The organism is Niallia sp. Kr1 (assembly GCF_050389805.1).
In the GTDB taxonomy this organism is placed as follows: Bacteria; Bacillota; Bacilli; order Bacillales; family Cytobacillaceae; genus Bacillus_BD.
Map to the genome: position 1 here is coordinate 1,772,211 of NZ_CP130945.1, position 23,183 is coordinate 1,795,393.

A 23,183-nucleotide genomic window follows, 5' to 3' on the forward strand; every position below is an offset into this window, starting at 1 on the left:
GAATGTTGAATTTGTATTTTTAAATATGAGGAGAATGTTTTATTTATGTCAGAGCAAAATGTTATATCGGAAGTGAAAAAACCAAGATTATTAATCGTGGCCATCGCACTAGGGGTCATTTTAAACCCTTTGAATACCACGATGATTACGGTGGCGCTACCATCGATCCAAAATGAATTTCAACTGTCCGCTGGAGATATTTCTTGGTTAATTGCCTCGTATTTTATTATTAGTGCCATCTTTTTACCTCTTTTTGGCAAACTTAGTGATTATTATGGAAGGAAAAGAATTTTTCTAGGCGGACTCGGATTAGTCGCCATTTCTTCCTTTTTCGCCCCATTATCACCGAATATGATGGTGTTGCTAGGCATGAGATCGATTCAAGCAATCGGAACCTCAGCCCTTTATCCGGCTGGAATTGGAATGGTCCGTTCCTATATTGAAAAAAATCAAAATCGGGTTATTGCGACACTAGCTGTCTTCGCTACCACCTCTGCTGCATTTGGACCTACCATCAGTGGATTATTAATCCAGTATGGCGGTTGGCCTGTGATCTTTTATGTGAATTTTCCTGTTATCATTCTATCTGCTTTATTGGCGTTTAAGATGATCCCGAATGATCAGAAAAGGACAGATGGTCGGTATAAATGGGATTTTATTGGCATCTTATCATTTGCTTTACTCATGACAAGTTGGATGATCTTTTTAGAATCATTGGAAAAAGGGTTCGATTTATGGAAACTTATTTTTTCAATCGTCATCACTCTTTTCTTTTATTACTATGAAAAAAGACGATCTGAGCCGTTTATCAATGTTCACTTTTTAACGAAAAATCTCAACATTTCTTTTATTTATATTCAATATGTGTTAACGACGGTGATTTTTTTCGCCCTGCTGTTATCGATCCCCACGTACTTACAAAAGGTCATGATGTTGGACTCCAAAACAGCCGGGATGATGATGCTTTCCATTTCCGTCTTTTCGATGCTCATGACACCGATTACGACGCGTTGGACGGAATCATTTGGATTTAAAATCCCTTTACTATTTGGGGGAATGGTCGGAATCGTAGGGGTTGGATTGCTGCTAACGGCTAATGAAAATAGCCCACTGTACTGGCTTTTTCTGATTTTAGCAATCATGGGGATCAGCAACGGAACGCTGAGCATTAGCTTGCAAAACCTTCTGTATTCGTTTGTGACGACCAAACAAAGTGGAATTGCTTCAGGGTTACTCATGACATCCAGATTTATCGGAAACATCCTGGCCTCAAGTGTATACGGGATCATGTTTGCATCAGGCATCAATGATGAAAGCAAAAACGGAATGACCATCGTTCTACTCGTAGTATCCTTTATCCTAATACCAGGCATGTTTTACATCACAAAAAGGGGAGCCAGAGGGACTCAGTGAAACAAGGGGACGGTTCTCGTTGTTTCATTCTGGGAAGAGCGGGGGTGAACGCCCTCATAAAACATATTGGATGCCTGCTAGTAAAAGAGCTTTATGATTCCAATATTTATAAAAAAGAGAACTGTCCCAGCGTTTCGTAACTTTTATTTGTAGAATAATGGTAAGAAGGTAATGTAAATACAGTTAAAATAAAATGCAATAAGAACAACATGTATAACAAAACTTTTTTCTATTTCTTTTTATTAGATTTTACAAGGTCAAAACATGAGTTTTCTTTTAGATCTAAAATGTAAATCCAAATAAATATCACTAAGAGTATAATTCCACAGAGAACTGTAATCTGTGGAATTTATATTTTTTTATTAGAAACAAATATATCGTAATCATTAAAAGAAAAAGTAAATAAAAAATATCTTTAATAAAAGTCCATATTATCCGAATATACCCTGTTTTCTTTAGTGGACAACTTCAATTCTACCCAACTAGATGAAATAGAAGGTATCGGATTTATTTTCGCTAAAACTAATATTGTCGATATAATGACTCCATATATTCCTATCTTTGATAATATTTCATTGACTAATTCAACCACACGCTTTATAACCTTACCTATGATTGATAGCATCATTCTTTTTTCCTTTAATCAATTTTGCCCAATTCCGACTTATTCAAAGATAAATAGTAAATCCGGATCATCCTGACTATATCCCTTCCATACAAAAAACACCCATTAAGGGTGTGAGGTATTTCTAGATCGGCTGGTGTAAAAAAAAGTCATGACAATACAGAAGACATTCCGGCATTATTTATCCTATTTTTTAAACGTTCGTTTATATGTAGTTTATATGCTAACTAAAAAGACCAAGCTCTTATAAAAAAGATTTTAAGGGCTTAGTCTTTTTTTAAAGAGGCATCATCTTTTATGATATATTTTGGACTATTCTATTATTAATTTTTGCGAATATCTTGCCGTTACCTTTGGATTACTTGTCCTAGTTCCTTCTGAATTGGATGTATGTCTTCTCCTGTTTCCGATAAGTAACTGAAATTTATCAAAGTTTAAAATATTGATTTTTGAAGCTCTTCAAGCGTTAGATTTGATTGTCGGGATAAAGAGTTGATTATCGGGGAATTACCTATAGTTGATAATGTGGCTAACCTTGCTGCTTCAAAATTTGCTAATAATCCACTAGATATTGAACCTGGCTCTCTAGAAGCAGCATAGATTTGCACCGGCTTCCCAGCCTGTAATTGAATGATAGAAGTAATAGTTGTAATATTTTGGATACCCTCAAGCATATAATCGTTCTTAACTTCTAAGATGTTACCTGCACCAGTTGGATCACCGTTAAGAACTATAACCAATGCAGCTAAATTATCTGCTGTGGGGTCATTTGTTGTATAGGCTATACTTGCCCTAATTAAATATACTCCATCTTGTTGCGGAACAAATGCCGATAGGTTTCCCGGAATATATTCATTGTTTAAATCAAATTCTTCAATTTCAAACGTGACTAGTTCAAGATTATTTTCAATAGATTGCGAGGTATTATTTTTAATAGCCCTGAACGCCGATTGTGGTACGGGTATAGGGGGCTGTTGGTTGTTAGGGCAGCAACAAGGACTGACTGTAATCACTGGATTGAATGTATTTGTGTTCCCCGGATTATTTTCGATTCTATTCTCATTATCAAGATTAAGATCAATATCAATTGGATTTGATTTGCAACGCGAACAGTAATTGTAATCGGTCATTAGTAACAACTCCTTTTTTACCAGTCTATTCTTAAGAAAATCCATATGTATAAGCTTTTACAACAGGACAGTAACACATATTTGAAAACAAATTAATATAAAAAGATTACATGGTGAGGACAACAACTAATAGTCTTAATGAAAAAAAGTGAATAGCTGCCAATTTTTAAATGGAACTAACGTAACTTTGACATAATAAATTCGTAATTTTAGGACCGATCCCATGCTTCTCACTTAAATATAATCACGTGTAATCCACCATTTTATTAGGTTCATCGTTTTCCACTTATGATCAATAAGTCCGAAATTATTAAATATGCGCACCTTTCCGGAACGCATGACAAATAACCCGTATATCATGACTTGTTTTATCAGATGTACGGTTATTTAATTTTATTACTACATTAAAAACATAGTAGATTCATGCTAGTAAAAGAGCTTTATGATTCCAATATTTTTAAAAAGGAAATACGAAAACGGTCCGAAGCCACTGAAAAAAGACAAACTTTTTCAGTGGCTTCGGACCGTTCCTAGAGACTTACAGGCTTTTTAACCTTCAATTTCTTTCACTCTACCAACGATTCCGTTTTCTAACATGACCTTAATTCCATGATGATGATTAGGCGATTTGGTTAGTATTTTTGATACGATGCCTTCTGTTAATTTTCCGGTTCGTTGATCTTGTTTTTGGACAACTTTAACTTTCAAGCCTATTTTTATATTTTCCCTAATCGTTCCTTGCAAAGGATCCACTTCCTTTTCACTCATTTCGTTTATTCCTGACCTAATTGCTTAATATCATTCACGAATGTAGAAATCTCTTCTAGCGTTTGGAATATTTCTGTGTTTTCCAATAAGGCAGGGTCCAATTCTCCATTTTCCATACTGTTTAAATAGACATCAATTCCTTGTTCCGCTTGTTCACTATAATCAAGGATTTGCTGATGCAAGTCTGCAGCGAATTCGGGAGCTTGGACATCTGTGAAAGTTTGAATTTCATCTTTCATGTCGAGAAGTCTCGTTTCTAATTCCGTAAAAGCCTGCTGGTCTGTGATCGCCTCATTCGCAAGGGTTGGAACCTCATTCACAAAGTCGTTGACCACACTCACATAATCGGTTGCCTCATTGACATAATTGACCGTGTTGCCCGCTTCTTCAATGAAGGAACATCCTCCTAGAACTAACCCGATGCTTATTAATATTCCCATCCATACTTTTTTCAATTGATAATCCTCCATCTGTTTACTTATGAATTTATTTACGTTATGGATACAGGAAAAGTTTCACTATGATTTAGAAATATGAAGAATTAGAGTAGCTAAAGATCTTTTATCGGACCGGACCTTGTTGATTATTAAGAGTCGTATAATGGATTTCCTTGAAAGAAAAGGGGAACATTAAGCTTCGATAGATTTTTAAATGATGTAACATCCTGTAGTTTTCCTGGGTTTAATGGGGGTTGTGATTTTGTGTGAAAGAGGACATATGTTCCGTAATTTGAGTTAAAAATAGTGATTTAACATTCTGTTGGACATCTGTTCCTCTATTTAATTGAAAGGTTATTATTTATTAGCAATTAAATATTAATAGAGTACTCAATGTCCAGAAGTCTTCAAAAATAACGTTATTTATGATAATACCGTACTCAATGTCCGCAGAAGTTGGAGAAAAGGAATAGCCTTAATTAACTGTGCCAGTTCACTTTTCTAGTGAACCAACGCAACCACGTTTTCATGAGCAATTGATAACTTCCACTACATACTTTATCCCATGGGTAACCTTCATTTCAATCATTCTAAAAGCTCTTCCTTGTTTATAAAAATTTTAAATCGAAGGTAGTGAAACAAGTAGAACCGTCCCCATGTTTCATTTATTAATGGACTTTTGGGTAAAATACTGTTGTATTTTTATTGAGGATAGATGGGATAAAATTTTGGAGGGAATTACGATGAAACAATTTACAGGAGAAGAAAAGATAAAGATTTTATCTGACATAATTGCGATTAAATCTGTTAATGAAAACGAAATTGAAGTGGCCAATTATTTGAAGGATTTATTTTCCCAATACGGCATTGAATCTAAAATCGTTCCCGTTACAGACACTCGAGTTAATTTAGTGGCTGAAATTGGAAGCGGGAGTCCAGTCATTGGCATTTCTGGGCATATGGATGTCGTTTCTCCCGGTGATGAAAGCGAATGGACGTCAGATCCATTCACATTGACAGAAAGAGACGGAAAATTATACGGACGTGGAACCAATGACATGAAAGGAGGTTTAGTCAACCTTGCTTTAGTGATGATTGAACTCAAAGAAAATAATGAACTGAAAAAGGGAACGGTCCGTTTTATGGCAACGACTGGGGAAGAAGTCGGTGGTGCAGGTTCTAAAAAATTATACGAAGAAGGCTATATGGATGATGTCAATTATCTATGGGTAGCTGAACCTTCTCATGACACGATTATTTATGCTCACAAAGGATCGCTTAACTTGCGTGTAACGTCTATTGGTGAAGCCGCACATAGTTCTATGCCTGAACATGGGTATAACGCGATTAATCCATTGATGAAATATCTATTAGAAGTAGACGAGAAATTGAATGGCGATAATCGTAAAAATGAAGTTCTAGATAAATTGGTGATGAGTACAACGATTTTCAATGCAGGGAACCAAGTAAACTCCGTACCAGAAAAAGCGATAGCTGAAATAAACGTGCGTACGATTCCAGAATTTGATAACGATGAAGTGATTGACTTATTCAACACAACTGCTAATAAATACAATCAAGAAGGTTCAAAAATTAATGTTGAAGTGACCATGTCATTACCAAGTGTGTTCACTTCAGGACAGTCTAACATGGTGGATCTTTCGAAAGAACTCGGTAAAAAACATTTAGGTTTAGACATTTCGGTTAAAGGTTCGCCAGGGGTGACGGATGCCTCAAACTTATTACGAGGGAAAGATGACAACTTCCCGTTCATGATGTTTGGTCCAGGCGAAACTAAAATGGCACACAAAACAGATGAATATGTCTATAAAGAGTACTACTTTGCATTCTTTGATATCTATAAAGAATTAATTTTAGGATTAACGAAATAAAACGTGATTTTTTTACGATAAAGAGGTGACTACCATTATTTGGTGATCATCTTTTTTTGCATTGATTTTTTTATTAACTCCTCAACATAAACAATGTGCAGTAGATGATAGGGCTGAGGAAAATCATACAAAATTTTACTAGGTTCTATTGAAATCCTCTGTACCCCACCCTGTTAATAGAATGATCAGTAATCTTTTAGTTGAAAAAGCCTTTTATTAAATTGCTTATTACCCATTAACGAGGTTAATTTAATAAACATTAGTGTTAATATTAATTATAAACAAATTTAGGGAGGGATTAATTTGAAGAGTGCAAATCCCTATGTGTTTGTAGAAAACTGTCTACAAGTAATGGAGTATTATAAAGATTTATTGGGAGGGGAAATGACTAATATTCAAAAAAGTGATGATGGGAAATGTTTACATGCTGAACTTCATCTTGGGGCTAGTACCATACACTTTTCGGATATATTTAGCAAAGTAAATCAAGGTGACAACGTACGGATTACTTTAGAATGTGATAGTGAAGAAGAAATTAGAAGGGTTTATGACTCACTTAGACAAGATGGACAAATTACTTTTGAATGGCAACAGACATTTTGGGGAGCGCTACATGCTAACTTAATCGATCAATTTGGAATCGGATGGTTACTAAATTATCAAAAGTAGGAGAACAAACGCAATTAAGTGTGAGTGAAAAATTAGGCATCAGGATTATTCATGAGCAGTTGATGTTTGCCACATAGTGTTTCTCTAATTAATCATCCCACAAGATAGCGGTAGCCTATTAGTAAGAACCTTTTCAATCATTGAAAAGGTTCTTACTTGTTTATAGAAATGTAAAAATAGATTTAAATGGAAATAGAAGTGAAACAAGAAGAACCGTCCCCGTGTTTCTTTTGAAATTGTGCTAAGCACCATTTTTTGGTTTCTTGTTCGGCAAAGGATGCTTCTACACTATTTAAATAGATTTGTCGGTAATCTTCTTCACTTAGATTGAATTCATTGTTAACACAATGGAATTCTTTTGACATGGTCGTATCAGATACTGTTCTGTTATCCGTATTAATTGTCACTTTTATTCCATCTTTATGAAACTGAAAGATCGGATGGTCAGAATAATGCTGAACGGCTTTTGTTTGGACATTACTGGTTGGACACATTTCAAGCACGACCTGTTTTTCCTTCACTTTCCTATAAGCCTCAGGACAATCTTTAATAAATACTCCGTGTCCTATTCTTTCAGCATCCAACAATTCAATAGCATCTAAAACGTTTTTACCGATACCCGTTTCACCTGCATGAATCGTGACTCTGTATCCATATTCTTTGGCTAATGCGATGGGTTCTACGTATCTTTCGCAAAAGCCTTCATTTTCTGATGCACATAAATCAATCGCTACTACACCTTTTCCAAGGAACTTTTTCCCCTTTTCGACCACTTCAAATGAACTTTCTACTGACATGGTCCTCAAGCAAGACAGGATAATATTTCCTTTTATTTCGTAAATGCTTTCCGCTTCCCTCATTCCCTCTATAACGCTTTGAATCACTTCTTCGATATCAAGTCCTTTTAATATGTGAAGTAATGGTCCAAATCTGACCTCCATATATTTCACGTTTTCCTGTGCTGCATCCTCAAAAAGCTCAAAAGTTATTCTCCTTAAACTTTCTTTGGACTGCATGACTAAATTAGGAAGGGAAAATCTTTTTAAATATTCATCAAGGGAATCGCAATCCAAAGGAGCGATCAATTTTTGTTCCAAATCTTTCTTATCAGAAAACGGTAATGGGATTCCTTCCTTTTGGGCAATATCAATAATGGTTTCAAGCCTAACGCTCCCATCCAAATGACAGTGAAGTTCAATTTTTGGCAATGCTAAAAAGTTCATTTTGACCTCCAAATAAAGAATTATATAGATATAATAAAAAAATTCCTGAATACGAAGAAAGTACAAGGTTTGTATTTTCTTCGTAATCAGGAATTTCGGTTCCTGGTAGAGACCTCCAAACCATATTATTGGAGTTATACGAAATTATATTGAATTTATAAAGACTTTTAAAAGGATAATAAAAAAAGGGTAGATTGTCAATGACATGTCTAGCGCTAAAAATTTAATAGAAATTGAAATAGAGGCGAAACAACAAGAACCGTCCCCCTGTTTCATTTCTAAGAAGATTGTTTTATAATGGTAAAATCAGCTTTGATATTACATAATGGAGGAATTACTTTGATACTTGATAAATTAACGAATGCGAAGATGTATGATCAGTTGCACCCGAGATTAACGAAGGGACTTCGTTTTCTGCTTGAAAATGATTTGGATTCGCTTGAGGTGGGTACTTATCCGGTTGAAGAAGATAAAGTGTTTGTCATGATTCAAGAGTATGACACGAAATTACCGGAGGTCTGCCGTTTTGAGGCACATTACCGTTACGCGGATATTCAATATGTAATAAAAGGTCAAGAGAAAATGGAGTATACGCACATTGGTGAGACGAAGGTAGTTGAGGCTGACAAAGAGAAGGATCTGATGTTCCTAGAAGCAGAAGGGGATACATTCCTTGTAAAAGAAGGTTCTTTTGCCATTTTTACACCAGAAGATGCCCATAGACCAGGCATGTGTGATGATCAACCACAACCGATTAGAAAAGCGGTCGTGAAGGTATTGTGGGATTAAGCTTTGTAAGATTTTAATAGTGAAAAACCCCTTAGTCATGGACTAAGGGATTTTTGCTTTTTGAACCAATCATTCGCTTTTTCTGTCTAAAATTAGATATACGTATCCACAAATCCGCAGAATGGATCTACAGGGCTGTCGCCTTTAAATTCAGAGCGTCCCATTAGTTTTTCAACAAGTACTTCTAAGTTTGCTCTTCTGCTATCATACGCATTGATGTATGTTTTTACTTGTGGTACATCAGCTAGATGGTATGGATATTGAACAGATACAAAGATTGTTGGAACTTCATGGACGTAGAAAGGAATGTCCGGTGTTCCTTTACTTGCTGGCCATACGATACGTTGTACTGTTCCAGGGTTTACATTGGCAAGGTTAATGATGAGATCATAGTTTTCGGTTAACTCAGCGATCGGTCTCTTTTGTGCATAGACATTTGCAATCGCTGCAGCTCTTTCTTCCTCTGGAAGTTTCATAATTCTTTCTTCCGTTGATTCCCAAATGGACACTTCAAAACCCTGTGCTTCAAGCAATTCTTTCATGATGTCGACTACTTTTTCTTTTCCGCCGAGCATCGCACCAAATCCACCTTGTACACCTTTTACATCTACTAATAATACACGCTTGTATTTTTCAGGAGTAACAGGCCAGATGTCTTGTTTGTCTTTTACTAACGTGATCGCGTGGTCAGCCACTTCCTTGAATAAAGCTTTGTTTTCAGGAAGACCAATTTTTGCTAGTGCTTCTTCTTTTGGTGGTAAAATTTCGGTTTTAGCTTTTTTATGAAGACCTAGCATCGCTTTCAAGCCTAAAATACGCTCTAATGCTTCTTGTAAACGTTCCTCGGTAATAATTCCATTTTTATAACCGTCCATCATGAAGCCAAAGTCTTCGTCTGGATCGTTAAAGAATAAGAATAAATCACAGCCTGCTGCGATAGATGTAGGAATAAGTTCGCTTCTCTTCATCGCACCTGTTAAACCAAGCATATGGCTAGCATCTGTAACAACAACTCCATTGAAACCTAACTTTCCACGTAATAAATCGGTTGTGATTTCTTTAGAAAGAGTTGCAGGTAATAGATCCTCATCTTTTACACCTGGATTAAAATGTCTTTGATAAGCAGGTAAATGAATGTGTCCAGCCATGATTGATGGCAGTCCAGCATCGATTAAACCTTTGTATACTTTTCCATAAGTTTGGTCCCATGCTTCAGTCGTTAAGTCGTTAACACTGAAAGATAAATGCTGATCGCGCTCGTCCACACCATCACCAGGCCAGTGTTTAGCAGCAGGAGCGATTCCGCTTTCTTGGATACCTTTCATGTAAGCAAGGCTCATTTCTAATACTAAATCTGGATCAGAACTGAATGAGCGGCTAGAAATGATTGGGTTGCGCCAGTTATAGTTAATGTCAACGATCGGGGCGAAACTCCAGTTACAACCGATAGCAGCTGCTTCAACACCGGAAACACGACCCATTTCATATGCCCATTTTGGATCCTTTGTTGCACCGATTTTAACTTCAACGCCGACTTCCGTACCATCAGTACAAGCACCGTTACCGCCAGCTTCCGTATTTGCCGCAATCAGCATCGGAATCTTGCTGTTTTCTTGAAGAATTTTATTTTGGTCATAAACTTCTTCCGCTTTACCTGGGTTATAGCGAACAGCGCCAATATGATAGGTATTTAGCACGTTTGTTAAATACTCTTCCGTACGTTCAGATCCCATGTTAACGAATAATTGACCGATTTTTTCTTCAGTAGACATGGATTGAATTGTTTCTTCTACCCATTGGATGTCAGAATCCGTTAAGTTAAAAGGTTTTGCCTTTAAATCTACTCTTGTCATTATGTACACTCCTTATTGATAAGATAGAATTTCGAATAGTGATAGGTTTCCCAATATAGAATGCATTATTTCAAAAAGTTTTATCGAAATAACATTCTTGTATACTAGGATACTAGAAAACAAAACATATTTCCAGTAAAAACTGGAAACGTTCACAGAAAAATCATGGAACAGGGGGACGGTTCTCCGTGTTTCATTCTGAGGTAAGGGAGGGACTATATAAAATGGCAATTAAAAGGGACTGAAGGGTGCTCTTTATGCCGAACCCATTAAGACCTCCACAAAAAATTGAAACACGGAGAACCGTCCCGGCGTTCCATCCTCAAAAATGGTAGTATGTTATAGTTTGAATTTGCCGAAAAGCTTAATGAAATAATCTAACTTTGGGGTCATATCGAATGATATGACCCCATATATGGTGGCTTATGGAATAACAACAAAATTTAACACAACTTTCTTAAATAAAGAACTTTCCTAGGCTGATTAGATTACTGAGCATTCCCAGTCCGCCTAATGCTCCTTTTCCAATGTTAAGCATTCCTCCTAACATTCCTGGTTGGCCATATCCGATGTTATTCCCCAAGCCCATCAAGCTCATCGGATTTCCATAACTTCCCCAGCCTGGCGGACCCCCAAGACCTCCCAAACCCATCATCTGTCCAAAAACATTTAAACCCATCTGATTTACTGGTGCAGTCCAATTTTTATGTCCTAAACTACCAAAGCTTCCTAATCCACCTGGATTCCAGAAACCACCTGGATGAACTAAACTACTCCAGCCACCTGGTCTTCCAATCCCATTCATTTGGTTAAGTAGGGGCAATTGATTCTGTAAATGGAATGGGAAAGCCGGAATTTGGTTAGGAAATGTCTGCCTTTGATTCCTAAAATATACAGGCTTATACGGGTACATACACATTTTCCTCCTTTCTTAGAAGAATCGTGTTGGGATTAGGATATGTTGTTTGGATTTTGTTGCATGGTTGAATAACTAGGTGTACAGGTCAAAATTTTATCGGTACAAGCTTCCGACAAATCCCCAGCTAGGAAATACAGAGTATGCATATGTTTCAGCTGAAGAAAATGAACGATTCGCATGGTCGTGAAGAATTAGAAAAATGCTGGAGTCGAGACTTTCGGATTTACGGTTTGGGATGTCGTGGCGATTAAAGGGATCTTTTACCTTTTATTTCTTCATTTTTTAGGGAAGTTTATTGAAAAATCGATATTGTGCGATAATAAAAGTTCAATTTTTTTTCGAGGGAGCAGGTATTTGAATGGAACATGGGGGCGTTCTGATGTTTCATTCTGAGGGAAAGAGGTAACACCCTTATAAAATGGCAGTAAAATATAGGACTCAAGATACTAACTTATACCGAACCTATTAAAGTCTGCATAAAAAATGAAACACGGAGAACCGTCCCTCTGTTTCAATGTATGATTGACATTCAAAGTTTCTAGGAGTATTTTAGTGATGTTGGTAAAAAATGTATAAATAGACCTTTTGGCTGAGTCTTTGAGCGGGGGAACCAAATTGGATAAACATTTGTTTATCTTGGGGTGAATCTTAACAAAATTGTTTAGAAGGGATACTCTCATCCCTAATCCGACAGCTAACCTCGTAAGCGTTAATTGAGAGAAGGGTTGATGAGAATCGTTGACCATTCTTTTCTTAAGAATGGTCTTTTTACATGTATTGAAGAGAGGACGAGGGTGAATGAAGAAGTCATTTGCAGTTTTTGGCTTAGGGAGATTCGGAGGCACATTAGTAAAGGAATTTGCAGAATTAGGGATTGAAGTCTTAGCGGTGGATATTGATGAAGCAAAAGTAAGCCGTTACTCTGAATTTGCTACTTATGCCGTTGTCGTCAATGAGCTAGATGAAAGCAGTTTGAAAAAATTAGGCATTCGGAACATTGACCATGCGATTGTGTCTTTTGGAGAAGATATGAAATCCAGTGTTCTGACATGCTTACTGTTAAAGGAAGTAGGGGTTCCCCAAGTGTGGGCTAAGGCACATGATGATTACCACGCGAAAGTGCTTGAAAAGATCGGTGTTGATCGTGTCATTCATCCTGAAAGAGATATGGCGATCCGAGTGGCTCATTATATTGCCTCTCACAAAATCATCGATTACATCGAATTATCAAAAGAATTTAGTATAGCAGAAGTCGTTGCGACTGAAAAAATCCATAATAAAACGTTAATTGAACTAGATATCCGATCTAGATTTGGTTGTAATATTGTAGCCATTCAAAGAGGTAACGAAATTGTTGTATCACTAGATCCAGATAAGAAGATTCTAAAAGGGGATGTCTTAGTGGTGATTGGTCGGAACGAAGATATCAATCGGTTTGACCAGAAAGGAGTATGAAAATGAATCATAGAAAAATAAATCTGTCTCCTTCGCAGCTATTAATTTTAATCTTTCTTGTATCGATTGGTATTGGGTCCATGCTGTTAAAGCTACCAATCGCCACGACCGAACCCATTCGTTATATCGATGCTTTATTTACAGCAACATCTGCGATGACCGTAACGGGACTCGTCGTTGTTGACACAGGAACAACGTTTACGTTATTCGGTCAACTTGTGATTGTTTCCCTCATTCAACTAGGCGGATTAGGGATCATGTCATTTGCGGTTCTCATTTTTATCGCATTAGGGAGGAAAATTAGTTTAAAAGAGCGTATTGTGATACAACAATCCTTAAACCAAACTTCAATTGGTGGCGTGATCTATTTAGTTCGTCATTTATTGATCTTCTCTTTAGCCATTGAAGGAATTGCCATGATTTTTTTAGCCTTTCGATGGGTTCCCGAAATGGGATGGGGACAGGGATTATATTATAGTTTCTTTCATTCTATTTCAGCTTTTAATAATGCAGGATTTGCCCTGTGGTCGGATAGTTTAATGGGTTACGTAGGGGATCCTGTAATTAATATCGTTATATCCCTTTTATTTATTATTGGAGGACTTGGGTTTACGGTTTTAATGGATTTATGGTCCAAAAAGAAATTTAAAAAAATGTCTCTCCATTCAAAATTAATGATCGTGGGTACGTTTGTCATCAATATTGTGTCGATGTTGGTCATATTTGCGATAGAAGTGAATAATCCGAATACTTTAGGAGGACTGTCCTCAGTAGGGGATAAATGGTGGGCGGCCTATTTTCAAGCTGTCACAACAAGAACAGCGGGTTTTAATTCATTGGATATAGGAAGTTTAGATGAATCGACGATTTTTCTTATGGTACTGCTTATGTTCGTTGGAGCGGGAAGTGCATCAACCGGTGGCGGAATTAAGCTAACGACCTTTATCGTGATGATTTTAGCCGTTATCACTTATCTGAAAGGAAAAAAAGAAGTGGTAGCGGGAAGAAAATCGATTAGCAATGAAATTGTTTTTCGCTCCTTAGCGATTTCAACGATTTCCTTAACCTTTATATTTATTGCAGTATTCTTGTTAAATATCACAGAAGAAGCGTCATTTCTGCCTTTATTATTTGAAGTAGTCTCAGCGTTTGGAACCGTTGGATTATCGATGGGGATAACCGCCACACTTACGACTTTTGGGAAAGTCATGATCATATTTATCATGTTTCTAGGAAAACTCGGTCCCCTAACTCTAGCTTTCTCATTAGCGAAACCAGATAAAACCAACATTCGCTATCCAAGTGAAAGCATTCTGACAGGATGAACAGGGGGACGGTTCTCCGTGTTTCATTCTGAGAAAATGAAACGCGATAACCGTCCCCGCGTTTCTTCATTATCTGAAAGAAGGTATTGTATGAAAATTGATTTCCCCAAAATATCACGAGAGTTATCTGAAAGGGATTTTCATGATATCTACACTGCAGAGGATCTAATGCTTGAAGCGTGTGTCATCACCGACATTGATTTTTCAAATGAAGTTGTAGATAAGGTACGACTATATAATGCAGTGATAAAGAATTGCAAATTTACGAATACCGATTTCAGTAATATAGATATGACGGATGTCTGTTTTGAGAATTGTGACTTATCAAATGTTAATATGAGCAAAGCCTCCATTCATAGAGTCGAATTTATGAACAGCAAATTAGTCGGTTGTGAATTTCCAGAATCCTACATAGGTCATGTAAAATTTGAGAACTCGGTATTAAACTTAGCTGCATTCGGAAACTCAAAACTGGAAAAAGTTATATTTAAAGAAGTTTCATTACAGAATGCAGATTTTTATGATTGTAACCTAAAAAAGGTTGAATTCGAGATATGTAACCTTAATGATGCAAACTTCGAACAAACATCATTAAAAGGTATAGATATCAGATCCTCGAATTTTGAATCACTTACTGTTTCAATAAATGATTTAAAGGGATGCAAAGTATCAACCTATCAGGCTATTCAGTTCGCTTCCCTAATGGGATTGATCATTAAAGATTAGTCTAGTTTTGTTCGAAAATGGGTCAGCAGTGACAGGTACGTTCTCCCATTCACTCTCTCGGAAACATGTGGAAGGTAAACTTATGTTTGATTTTACTTTTTTGAAACGTGAGAACCGTCCCAGTGTTTTACCTGTGTTTTGAAAAGTTTTGCACTCCTCCAACTTTTTCTTAAAAACTTCAATGTACGATTATTTTAAAAAAGTGTTTAATAGTCTTATAAAGGAGGAATTTCATTGAAAACTACTGACATTTTTTTAGAAATAGGTAATGAAATTGAGAAGAATAGGAGAATTCGCAAATGGACACAAAAAGAATTAGCGGTAAAATCAGGTCTAGATATCAAAACAATTTGCAAATTTGAAAAAGGTCAGGGCAATCCTTTAATAACCACCCTTCTGAAAATAATTAATGCGTTTGATATGCTTTTAAGCGAGTTTTTTCTTGAAGTTGAAAAACGCATCAAAATGCTAAATTAGGTGCCAGCACCTTCCAAATATTGGAAGGTGCTTTTTTCTGGTCTCTAATTGTACTTTGCAAAGCCTTCATCATTTCAGTATCTACAGACCATTATTCCTGAATCTGCTAGTAACAAACGAGTTTCAAATAAGTTAGTGAAATAAAAATTAAAAACGGATGAAGAACATGGGTTTATGTTCACGTCGAGATTCAAAAATTATTTCTACATACGTATCGAATTGCTTCTCAATCGGAAACAGAACTTTTACAATCCCCTAATCCATTTGCCATAGCGCACGTAAATGGTGTCAGGTATTTCCTAAAAAATGGAAGGTGCCTGGCACCTTTTTATTGTAAAATAATAGTAGATATGCATGATGGAGGGGGAGATTTCATGAGGGGTTTAACGAGTATTTTCATTATATTACTGCTATTGTCAGGTTGTTCAAGTAATCCTTCTTTAGAGTTGATAGATGCAACAGTAGAAATAAGTAATCGGTCAACAGGTATTAGTGTTTCAACTGGCGACAAGCAAGGTGAGATCATACAGCCGATTTCACTTAGTTATCATTTTGTCTTAAAGAATACGGGTAAGAAGACTCTTGGAGGAATGGAAAATATCAATAATGATACATTTGAGGTTGATGATGGGATCAACGTTTATATCGAACCCAATCAACTGCTAAAATCAGTTTCAGAAGAAATCATCGGTTTTAATATTTATGACGAAGCAGAATTGAAAAAAGCTAATTTAAGTGTGGGGAAAACGAGTATTCCCGTTATTGAACCCAACCAAGAAGGAGAATATACCTTTGATCTTGATTTAGGAGCAGTAGAAGAAAACTCTGAGATTAGAGTTGCCCCTTCCTCCCAACAATTGGATAGGTTGAAGAAAAATGCTATAGATGCAGCGTTAATTGTAACGATTGAGGATGAGGAGGTCGCCCGATTTGACCTTAGTAATTTGAATTAGAGGGCCATGTAAAACGAATTTTTAATCTCACTTAAACTATTGTTCTACAACTAAAAGTGCTTTTCCGAAATAAGGTTTTGTGCTTGTTTTTTATATAAATGGAATAGTATAAGGCAACGCCATTCAAGCACAGACCTTTATGATAATAAATATTTTCAAGAACACTTTAAACAATACTAATGAAAGAAGGTGTATCCTAACAAAAATGATTTTTTGAATGTAACTAATAAGAAATCGCTTTTTCTTATTAGTTGTGTTACAAGTTTGATACTGAAGTAACGAGAGATTGTGAAACATTCATGATCCGTAAATCGTACGATTAGATAGTCTCAATTATATTTTAATTGAGGTGATTGGAATTTTTTATGAATAAAGTATAAGCAATAATCGTAGTGTCTTCTTTGTTACTCTTGGCTTTAACTTTAACTTTCAAAAACATTTATTTACTATGTGTAGCATTGGTAGGGTTTCTATTAGCCATTGTTATTAAACAAATTAGATTAAACAGAGTAGGAAAGATACTTGGGCCCTAGGAGAAAAAATATTACGATTATGAAAGTGGGATGATTTTATAAATATAGATTTAGACGGCAGTAGTGGTGATTGAATGTTCTTCATAAAAGGGGTGCTTCTACTGATAAATCAAATTCAAACTTGTTCACTTAAAAGCAGTTTAATGATAGAAAGTGCTAAAAATGTCTCAGTGGGGGCGATTCCTTTGTCTGCATTAAAAGAGTTTGTATCGAGTTTTTTATTTATTGTAAGTTTATTGATATTTTCCATAAGTGCATACTTACTCTATTGGACAATGATTATGCCTTTACTGGCTATTCTTCCTTTTCTGATTTCATTAAGTTCTGGTTTAGTATGTTTCTATTTATCAAAAAAACTTGACGATAGAAGAAAGAACCTTTAGCGATTCGATTAAGTAGAATATTTCAAAAAGGAATTTGGTTGTATGTGGTAAAGTGAAAATGATAGGAGGGAATTTTTTGGAATTTATTCTGATTTTATTCGCCTTTTTAGTTTGTATGACTATAGGTTCGGTACTAAATATTCTTTTAAAGACAACCAAAAAAGTAAATTGGATGATAACCTTCTTCATAAGTCTATGTGTATCATTATTTGTTCAAATCTTAAATGTTATCTGAATCGGATAGAGGTCGGTCGATAAGTACAGTGACTTGTCGATAAGAGTAAAGAGGAGGGATAAAAATGAGCGAAACCAATACGATCCAAGTTCAAGAAGTAACGAAAAGTTTCGGTAAGAAAGTGGTATTAAAAGATATCAACTTTGATATTAAAAAAGGTCATATCTATGGTTTTATAGGACCTTCAGGAGCTGGAAAAACAACCCTAATCAAGATGATGATTGGAATGGATATTCCAGATAATGGTTCCATCTATTTATTAGGTGAAAAAATGCCTAATTTAAATATCTTGCAGCAAATTGGCTTTATGGCACAATCTGATGCATTATATGAAGCACTTACAGGAAAGGAAAATTTACTGTTTTTTGCATCACTTTTTAAATTAGATCGAACGGAAAAACAAAAACGCATGGCCTATGCTGTACAACTCGTTAACTTAACTGCAGACCTTGATAAAAGAGTATCTACCTACTCTGGGGGTATGAAGCGTCGATTATCCCTAGCAATTGCAATCATTCACAATCCTCAAGTTCTGATATTAGACGAACCGACTGTGGGAATTGATCCGGAATTAAGATTAAGTATTTGGAATGAGCTATTAAGATTAAAAAACGAGGAAGGAAAAACCATTATTGTCACAACGCATGTAATGGATGAAGCAGAAAAATGTGATTATATCGCAATGGTTAGAGATGGTTCATTTATAGCAACGGGCACACCTAATCAATTGAAAGAACAATATGAGGTTAATAGTTTAGATGAAGTATTCTTAAATGCAGGGAGAAAAAAACAATGAGAACCGTCGCGCTTATTAAGAGAATTTTATTGCAAATACTCAGAGACAAACGGACGCTGGCTCTTCTCTTTGTAGCTCCGTTATTAGTATTAACCCTAATGAACCTAGTCTTTAATGGAAATACCGTTCATCCCGTTTTAGGAGTTGCTAATGGTAATCAGCAAATCATAGAAAAATTAGAAGAAGAGGATATTGAAGTAAAGGAATATAACAACGTTACGAATGTTAATGAAACGATATTGGATGAAAATTTAGATGGCTTTTTACATGTAGAAGGCGATGACACAATCATAACGTTGCTTAATGACGATCCTACAGTAGCGAAAAGCTTAGAAATGAAAGTGAAGCAAAGTTATAGTTGGGAGAAACAATTACAATTAATAGAAATAAAGGGAATGCAGAGTGACTTACTATCTCAGGATACAATGAAAACAAAATATGTTTATGGAAGTAGTGAAACCGAGCTTTTTGATACCTTTAGTCCTATTTTAGTAGGGTTCTTTGTCTTCTTTTTTGTTTTCTTAATCTCTGGCATAGGCTTATTAAATGACAGAACAACTGGCACGCTAGAACGTTTATTAGCAACGCCTATTAAAAGAGGAGAGATTGTCACAGGCTACCTTATTGGCTACGGCTTACTAGCATTGATACAAACGATTATTGTTGTGTTGTTCTCCATCCATGTACTCGATATGGTTTTAGTGGGTTCAATTTGGACTGTTATATTAATCAATCTGATCTTAGCACTGGTGGCTTTGTCACTTGGAATCTTATTATCTTCTTTCGCAAGTTCAGAGTTTCAGATGATTCAGTTCATCCCGATCATTATTGTGCCACAAATATTTTTCTCAGGTATTTTTTCTATTGAGGGAATGGCGGATTGGCTCCAAGTATTCGCAAATATTATGCCGTTGTACTATGCAGCCGACGCTTTAAAAGGAGTAATGTATCAAGGATTAAGCTTGGCTGAAGTTAGTAATAACTTATATATCTTATTGGCTTTTGCAACAGTATTCATTATTTTAAACCTATTCGCCTTGAAAAAGTATCGTAAGCTTTGAAACAGGGGGACGGTTCTCCCTGTTTCATTCGTTCAAGCGTGGGATAGCAGGGACTGGCAACTTGCATTCTCCTAGCCCTAAGTTCTGAGGAGTATAGAATCATTGACTATTGTTAATTGACATATACTGGAATTCATTTTATAATGCAAGTAATCACTTACATTCATAACGTAAATAGGAGTTAATCATGGAACAAATTTTGGATACACGTGAAAGAATTTTACAAGCAACGATCGAATTAATAATGGAAAAAGGATTTAAAGGGGCAACTACTCGTGCAATTGCACAGAAAGCTGGTGTCAATGAAATCACATTGTTTCGTCATTTTAATAATAAGAAGGGGATTGTAAAAGCTGTTATTGAAAAAGTATCTTATGTTCCTTCTCTTTCAAAGGTCCTAAAAGAAAAGGTTGAATGGGATTTAGAAAAAGACTTAATGATGTTTTCCAAATTGTATCAACAACTTTTAGATGAAAACCGAGATTTAATTATGATTGGCTTAAAAGAAGCAGCCTTATTTTCTGAACTTCAACAGCAAATGACAGATATTCCTAGGCAATTGAAAGAACGTTTAATGGAATATCTGAATTCAATGAGAGAGAAAGGGATTTTGATTGAAACAAATGTTGAAGCTCAAGCAATGGCTTTAATATGGATGAATTTTAGTTTTTTTATGTCTCGATCACAACATGATAACAAGATTACGGATTTAACTGAAGAAGAATTTCTAAAGAATACGGTCAGCGTTTTAGCTAGAGGATTAACACTCTAGTTAAATTTTTCATCAAAAATGCAAGCAACTACTTGCATTCATTTCATTAAATATAGGAGGTTTTCATATGCTTGAAGTAATCCTTATGTCAGTTGATCGGATCTTACTTTCTCTTATTATCGGTGGAATGATCATTATGGTCGTTTGTGTACGTCCGTTATTGTTACAACAATTAACACGTAAAGATAGCACAGAGTTTAGTAACTTGGTTGAAGGAATTTCGATTAACGCATGGAATCGGTATAATAAAGTAGCATTTGCTGCTATTGTCGTTATGCTGGTTATAGACCTTATTCAATTCACAATGGGAAACAAATATACTTATGGGGATCTAGTTTTAGAAATCATCATATTATTTTTGTTTTTATTGAAGTTCACTTTAGATTATTCATTAAAGAAAAGACTTTCGCAGTATGGAAATGCTGCTGTTAATAGCTCAGAGCAAAATAGAGGGCACTGGCTAGTAGAGTTGTTGTCTAAAGTGATTCTTGTAATATCTATAGTATTAACCATGTTATCTTAGCGAATATAAATGGTCGTTGAAAATAACTAATAAAATTTATTATAAATTTTCCGTATGCAATTGTATACTGTTCTAAATCAATAAGTTTAAGATTGAATATTATCACCCGATTGCACCACTCTCACTGTTTTCTTACAACTGAATATTATAAAATGCACCTCCAAAAACCATCATTTACACCAGAACGATATGTGAACCTGACGGAATCATGAAATTCGTCAGGTTCTTGTTGCATTTGGCTCTGATTAAACAAAAGTATTCTAATTAAATATAAATATATTATACCTTTGAATAAGTCTACTTTAATTTTCATTCAAGAGATGAGGGTGATGACCGCGGGGTTCCAAAGCTTATAACCAAAAGTGTATAATCGCTACTATGTATACGATTTGTTTGATTCTTCCTAAATGATAAGATAAGTTGTATATGCAAATGAGAGGTGAAATGTAGTGAAAATCAATGAGTCTATTTTATCGATGTGTTTATATTTTACATCGAACCGTTTTGCTCGATACATGACAAAAATGGCTGAGGAAGTTTTTGAAAAGCTTCAACTGTCTCCTACATATGTGTATCTCTTAGTCATTGTGAATCAGTATCCCGGTATCACTCAAAAGGAATTATGTGAAAAATTGTCCATTGCTCCGTCCACAAGTACAAGATTTATTGATAAACTTGAAAAACTAGAACTAGTTTATCGGCGGTTAGAATGGAAAGAAACGAATATTCACCTTACTGAAAAAGGAATCGTCCTTTGTGAGGAAATTGATGAATGTTTTGATGAATTTTACAAACAGTACACGTCCATTTTGGGTGAAGAAAATAATCATGTCTTAGCAAAAGCGCTATATGAATCAAGTGAGATTTTAAAAAAAGAAAGAAGTTCATTCTTTTTTTTACCGATCATTTGCATATGCAAATAACAAAAGATGAATTTAAAAAGTATAGTGAAGAAAGGATAAGATGTAGAAAATGGATCCGTTTCAAGCCATGGTATTAGATAAAGTGAATGATCAAACAAAATTAGAATTGAAACAGTTGATGATCGATGATTTACCAAAAGGAGAAGTGACCATTAAAATTGCTTATTCGAGTGTGAATTTTAAGGACGGTTTAGTAGCGATTAAAAATCAGATGGTGGAGTCTTATCCTTTAGTACCTGGCATCGATTTAGCTGGAACAGTTATGAAGTCAACAGATGACCGTTTTAAATTAGGGGATGAAGTCATTGTGACGAGTTACCAATTAGGAACAGGACATTTTGGTGGGTTTAGTGAAGTTGCTCGTGTACCAGCAGAGTGGGTGGTTCCTCTTCCAAAAGGATTGACGTTAAAAGAATCCATGATTCTTGGAACAGCTGGATTTACCGCAGCGTTGTCCGTTCAAAGATTGGAAGATAATGAATTGGAACCTAGTAAGGGACCTGTTTTGGTAGCCGGTGCAACAGGTGGAGTTGGAAGTATTGCTGTTAATATTCTGGCTAAAAGAGGCTATGATGTTGTAGCAAGTACAGGCAAATCGAATGAAGAAGCCTATTTGAGAGGATTAGGGGCCAGACAAATTCTTCATCGTAATGAAATTATTGATACTGATCAAACTCCAATCCGTGAAGAAAAATGGGCTGGGGCGATCGACCCTGTAGGTGGGAAAACTCTCCAGTACATCTTAAGTACATTGAAATATGGTGGATCTGTAGCTACAAGTGGTTTAACAGGTGGGATAGAAGTTTCTACAACCGTTCTTCCATATATTTCAAGAGGTGTGAATTGGCTTGGCATTGACTCGGTCGAATGTCCAATGGAAAAGCGTTTAAAAGTGTGGAAGCGGCTAGGGGATGATTTGAAACCAACCAATTTACATGAAGAGATGGTCAATGAAATCTCATTAAAAGAACTACCAGAAGTACTAACTAATATTTTAGAAGGAAAAGTACGTGGAAGAACACTTGTGAAACTATAAAAATATGATCTTCTGTCATAGCAAGAACCGGCCCCGTGTTTGAAACGTGGGGACGGTTCTTACGTTTCATTCTGGGAAAATCAGAGATAAATGATCGATCCCAAAGGAAATAATCGATTTTAAACTACTAAATCAAAACTTGGACAACCACAAACAAAACGATTAGTGTAAGGTAGCCAATAGAATAATGTATAGATGAGAGTAGGTTTGATCCGACCATGATTGGATAGAAATACCTGGGAAGTTCTCAATCAACTCTGAAACAAA

At 35.8% G+C, this 23,183-nt stretch carries 21 protein-coding genes and 2 riboswitches; of the genes, 15 read left to right on the plus strand and 6 right to left on the minus strand.

Annotated features, from left to right (window positions below; all coding sequences use genetic code 11):
* Positions 1 to 45: 45 nt before the first annotated feature.
* Positions 46 to 1,413, plus strand: a complete 1,368-nt coding sequence (locus tag Q5760_RS08825; RefSeq protein WP_428911818.1) for an MFS transporter — start codon at positions 46 to 48, stop codon at positions 1,411 to 1,413.
* Between the two features lie 1,059 nt (positions 1,414 to 2,472).
* On the opposite strand, the gene Q5760_RS08830 is transcribed toward Q5760_RS08825, so the two are convergent.
* The 3 genes from Q5760_RS08830 to Q5760_RS08840 form a co-directional block, all read right to left on the minus strand.
* On the minus strand, positions 2,473 to 3,168 hold the full coding sequence (locus Q5760_RS08830; protein WP_428911819.1) for a hypothetical protein: 696 nt from the start codon (positions 3,166 to 3,168) through the stop codon (positions 2,473 to 2,475).
* Between the two features lie 549 nt (positions 3,169 to 3,717).
* Positions 3,718 to 3,936, minus strand: coding sequence for a YwbE family protein (locus tag Q5760_RS08835; RefSeq protein ID WP_428911820.1), 219 nt, complete (start codon positions 3,934 to 3,936; stop codon positions 3,718 to 3,720).
* A gap of 5 nt (positions 3,937 to 3,941) precedes the next feature.
* A complete protein-coding gene (locus Q5760_RS08840; protein ID WP_428911821.1) occupies positions 3,942 to 4,391 on the minus strand; it encodes a DUF6376 family protein in 450 nt (149 codons plus the stop codon).
* A 725-nt stretch (positions 4,392 to 5,116) separates the two neighbouring features.
* On the opposite strand from Q5760_RS08840, the gene Q5760_RS08845 reads away from it, so the two are divergent.
* On the plus strand, positions 5,117 to 6,265 hold the full coding sequence (locus Q5760_RS08845; RefSeq protein WP_428911822.1) for an ArgE/DapE family deacylase: 1,149 nt from the start codon (positions 5,117 to 5,119) through the stop codon (positions 6,263 to 6,265).
* A 303-nt stretch (positions 6,266 to 6,568) separates the two neighbouring features.
* Complete coding sequence (locus Q5760_RS08850; RefSeq protein WP_428911823.1) at positions 6,569 to 6,934, plus strand: VOC family protein; 366 nt, start codon at positions 6,569 to 6,571, stop codon at positions 6,932 to 6,934.
* Positions 6,935 to 7,116: 182 nt separating this feature from the next.
* Here Q5760_RS08850 and add read toward each other — a convergent pair whose 3' ends face one another.
* Positions 7,117 to 8,157 carry an adenosine deaminase gene (gene add, locus Q5760_RS08855; protein ID WP_428911824.1) on the minus strand — a complete coding sequence of 347 codons (1,041 nt, stop codon included), beginning with the start codon at positions 8,155 to 8,157 and terminating at the stop codon, positions 7,117 to 7,119.
* A gap of 63 nt (positions 8,158 to 8,220) precedes the next feature.
* Positions 8,221 to 8,319, minus strand: a riboswitch (purine riboswitch).
* Between the two features lie 177 nt (positions 8,320 to 8,496).
* On the opposite strand from add, the gene Q5760_RS08860 reads away from it, so the two are divergent.
* Positions 8,497 to 8,946: a YhcH/YjgK/YiaL family protein gene (locus Q5760_RS08860; RefSeq protein WP_428911825.1), complete on the plus strand. Its 450-nt coding sequence runs from the start codon at positions 8,497 to 8,499 to the stop codon at positions 8,944 to 8,946.
* A gap of 92 nt (positions 8,947 to 9,038) precedes the next feature.
* Here Q5760_RS08860 and Q5760_RS08865 read toward each other — a convergent pair whose 3' ends face one another.
* Entirely contained in the window at positions 9,039 to 10,799 is a 1,761-nt protein-coding gene (locus Q5760_RS08865) for a glycoside hydrolase family 3 protein (RefSeq protein ID WP_428911826.1), read from the minus strand.
* A 457-nt stretch (positions 10,800 to 11,256) separates the two neighbouring features.
* Positions 11,257 to 11,712, minus strand: a complete 456-nt coding sequence (locus tag Q5760_RS08870) for a hypothetical protein (RefSeq protein WP_428911827.1) — start codon at positions 11,710 to 11,712, stop codon at positions 11,257 to 11,259.
* 583 nt (positions 11,713 to 12,295) lie between these two features.
* Positions 12,296 to 12,443: riboswitch (cyclic di-AMP (ydaO/yuaA leader) on the plus strand.
* Between the two features lie 73 nt (positions 12,444 to 12,516).
* Here Q5760_RS08870 and Q5760_RS08875 point away from each other — a divergent pair.
* From Q5760_RS08875 to Q5760_RS08925, 11 genes are all read left to right on the plus strand, one after another.
* Positions 12,517 to 13,173 carry a potassium channel family protein gene (locus tag Q5760_RS08875; RefSeq protein WP_428911828.1) on the plus strand — a complete coding sequence of 219 codons (657 nt, stop codon included), beginning with the start codon at positions 12,517 to 12,519 and terminating at the stop codon, positions 13,171 to 13,173.
* Positions 13,174 to 13,175: 2 nt separating this feature from the next.
* Positions 13,176 to 14,498, plus strand: a complete 1,323-nt coding sequence (locus tag Q5760_RS08880; protein WP_428911829.1) for a TrkH family potassium uptake protein — start codon at positions 13,176 to 13,178, stop codon at positions 14,496 to 14,498.
* 90 nt (positions 14,499 to 14,588) lie between these two features.
* Positions 14,589 to 15,224 carry a pentapeptide repeat-containing protein gene (locus Q5760_RS08885; protein WP_428912536.1) on the plus strand — a complete coding sequence of 212 codons (636 nt, stop codon included), beginning with the start codon at positions 14,589 to 14,591 and terminating at the stop codon, positions 15,222 to 15,224.
* A 234-nt stretch (positions 15,225 to 15,458) separates the two neighbouring features.
* Positions 15,459 to 15,701: a helix-turn-helix domain-containing protein gene (locus Q5760_RS08890; RefSeq protein WP_428911830.1), complete on the plus strand. Its 243-nt coding sequence runs from the start codon at positions 15,459 to 15,461 to the stop codon at positions 15,699 to 15,701.
* 374 nt (positions 15,702 to 16,075) lie between these two features.
* Positions 16,076 to 16,654: a hypothetical protein gene (locus Q5760_RS08895; protein ID WP_428911831.1), complete on the plus strand. Its 579-nt coding sequence runs from the start codon at positions 16,076 to 16,078 to the stop codon at positions 16,652 to 16,654.
* A gap of 1,215 nt (positions 16,655 to 17,869) precedes the next feature.
* On the plus strand, positions 17,870 to 18,601 hold the full coding sequence (locus tag Q5760_RS08900) for an ABC transporter ATP-binding protein (RefSeq protein ID WP_428911832.1): 732 nt from the start codon (positions 17,870 to 17,872) through the stop codon (positions 18,599 to 18,601).
* Positions 18,598 to 19,662, plus strand: coding sequence for an ABC transporter permease (locus tag Q5760_RS08905; protein WP_428911833.1), 1,065 nt, complete (start codon positions 18,598 to 18,600; stop codon positions 19,660 to 19,662). The genes Q5760_RS08900 and Q5760_RS08905 overlap by 4 nt, the downstream gene beginning before the upstream one ends.
* Before the next feature lie 187 nt (positions 19,663 to 19,849).
* Positions 19,850 to 20,434: a TetR/AcrR family transcriptional regulator gene (locus Q5760_RS08910; RefSeq protein WP_428911834.1), complete on the plus strand. Its 585-nt coding sequence runs from the start codon at positions 19,850 to 19,852 to the stop codon at positions 20,432 to 20,434.
* 67 nt (positions 20,435 to 20,501) lie between these two features.
* Entirely contained in the window at positions 20,502 to 20,957 is a 456-nt protein-coding gene (locus Q5760_RS08915; RefSeq protein WP_428911835.1) for a hypothetical protein, read from the plus strand.
* A 449-nt stretch (positions 20,958 to 21,406) separates the two neighbouring features.
* The gene (locus Q5760_RS08920; protein ID WP_428911836.1) at positions 21,407 to 21,880 is read left to right on the plus strand and encodes a MarR family winged helix-turn-helix transcriptional regulator; all 474 of its coding nucleotides are present in this window, start codon (positions 21,407 to 21,409) and stop codon (positions 21,878 to 21,880) included.
* Positions 21,881 to 21,929: 49 nt separating this feature from the next.
* Positions 21,930 to 22,916 carry an acryloyl-CoA reductase gene (locus tag Q5760_RS08925; protein ID WP_428911837.1) on the plus strand — a complete coding sequence of 329 codons (987 nt, stop codon included), beginning with the start codon at positions 21,930 to 21,932 and terminating at the stop codon, positions 22,914 to 22,916.
* Positions 22,917 to 23,183: the final 267 nt, after the last annotated feature.

Bases quoted from the DNA above. Each gene is read 5' to 3' on its own strand.
- Q5760_RS08905 (WP_428911833.1), top strand. From the start codon at position 18,598: ATGAGAACCGTCGCGCTTATTAAGAGAATTTTATTGCAAATACTCAGA.
- Q5760_RS08900 (WP_428911832.1), top strand. From the start codon at position 17,870: ATGAGCGAAACCAATACGATCCAAGTTCAAGAAGTAACGAAAAGTTTC.
- Q5760_RS08870 (WP_428911827.1), bottom strand. From the start codon at position 11,712: ATGTACCCGTATAAGCCTGTATATTTTAGGAATCAAAGGCAGACATTT.
- Q5760_RS08825 (WP_428911818.1), top strand. From the start codon at position 46: ATGTCAGAGCAAAATGTTATATCGGAAGTGAAAAAACCAAGATTATTA.
- Q5760_RS08895 (WP_428911831.1), top strand. From the start codon at position 16,076: ATGAGGGGTTTAACGAGTATTTTCATTATATTACTGCTATTGTCAGGT.
- Q5760_RS08875 (WP_428911828.1), top strand. From the start codon at position 12,517: ATGAAGAAGTCATTTGCAGTTTTTGGCTTAGGGAGATTCGGAGGCACA.
- add (WP_428911824.1), bottom strand. From the start codon at position 8,157: ATGAACTTTTTAGCATTGCCAAAAATTGAACTTCACTGTCATTTGGAT.
- Q5760_RS08865 (WP_428911826.1), bottom strand. From the start codon at position 10,799: ATGACAAGAGTAGATTTAAAGGCAAAACCTTTTAACTTAACGGATTCT.
- Q5760_RS08910 (WP_428911834.1), top strand. From the start codon at position 19,850: ATGGAACAAATTTTGGATACACGTGAAAGAATTTTACAAGCAACGATC.
- Q5760_RS08835 (WP_428911820.1), bottom strand. From the start codon at position 3,936: ATGAGTGAAAAGGAAGTGGATCCTTTGCAAGGAACGATTAGGGAAAAT.
- Q5760_RS08915 (WP_428911835.1), top strand. From the start codon at position 20,502: ATGCTTGAAGTAATCCTTATGTCAGTTGATCGGATCTTACTTTCTCTT.
- Q5760_RS08830 (WP_428911819.1), bottom strand. From the start codon at position 3,168: ATGACCGATTACAATTACTGTTCGCGTTGCAAATCAAATCCAATTGAT.
- Q5760_RS08925 (WP_428911837.1), top strand. From the start codon at position 21,930: ATGGATCCGTTTCAAGCCATGGTATTAGATAAAGTGAATGATCAAACA.
- Q5760_RS08885 (WP_428912536.1), top strand. From the start codon at position 14,589: ATGAAAATTGATTTCCCCAAAATATCACGAGAGTTATCTGAAAGGGAT.
- Q5760_RS08845 (WP_428911822.1), top strand. From the start codon at position 5,117: ATGAAACAATTTACAGGAGAAGAAAAGATAAAGATTTTATCTGACATA.
- Q5760_RS08880 (WP_428911829.1), top strand. From the start codon at position 13,176: ATGAATCATAGAAAAATAAATCTGTCTCCTTCGCAGCTATTAATTTTA.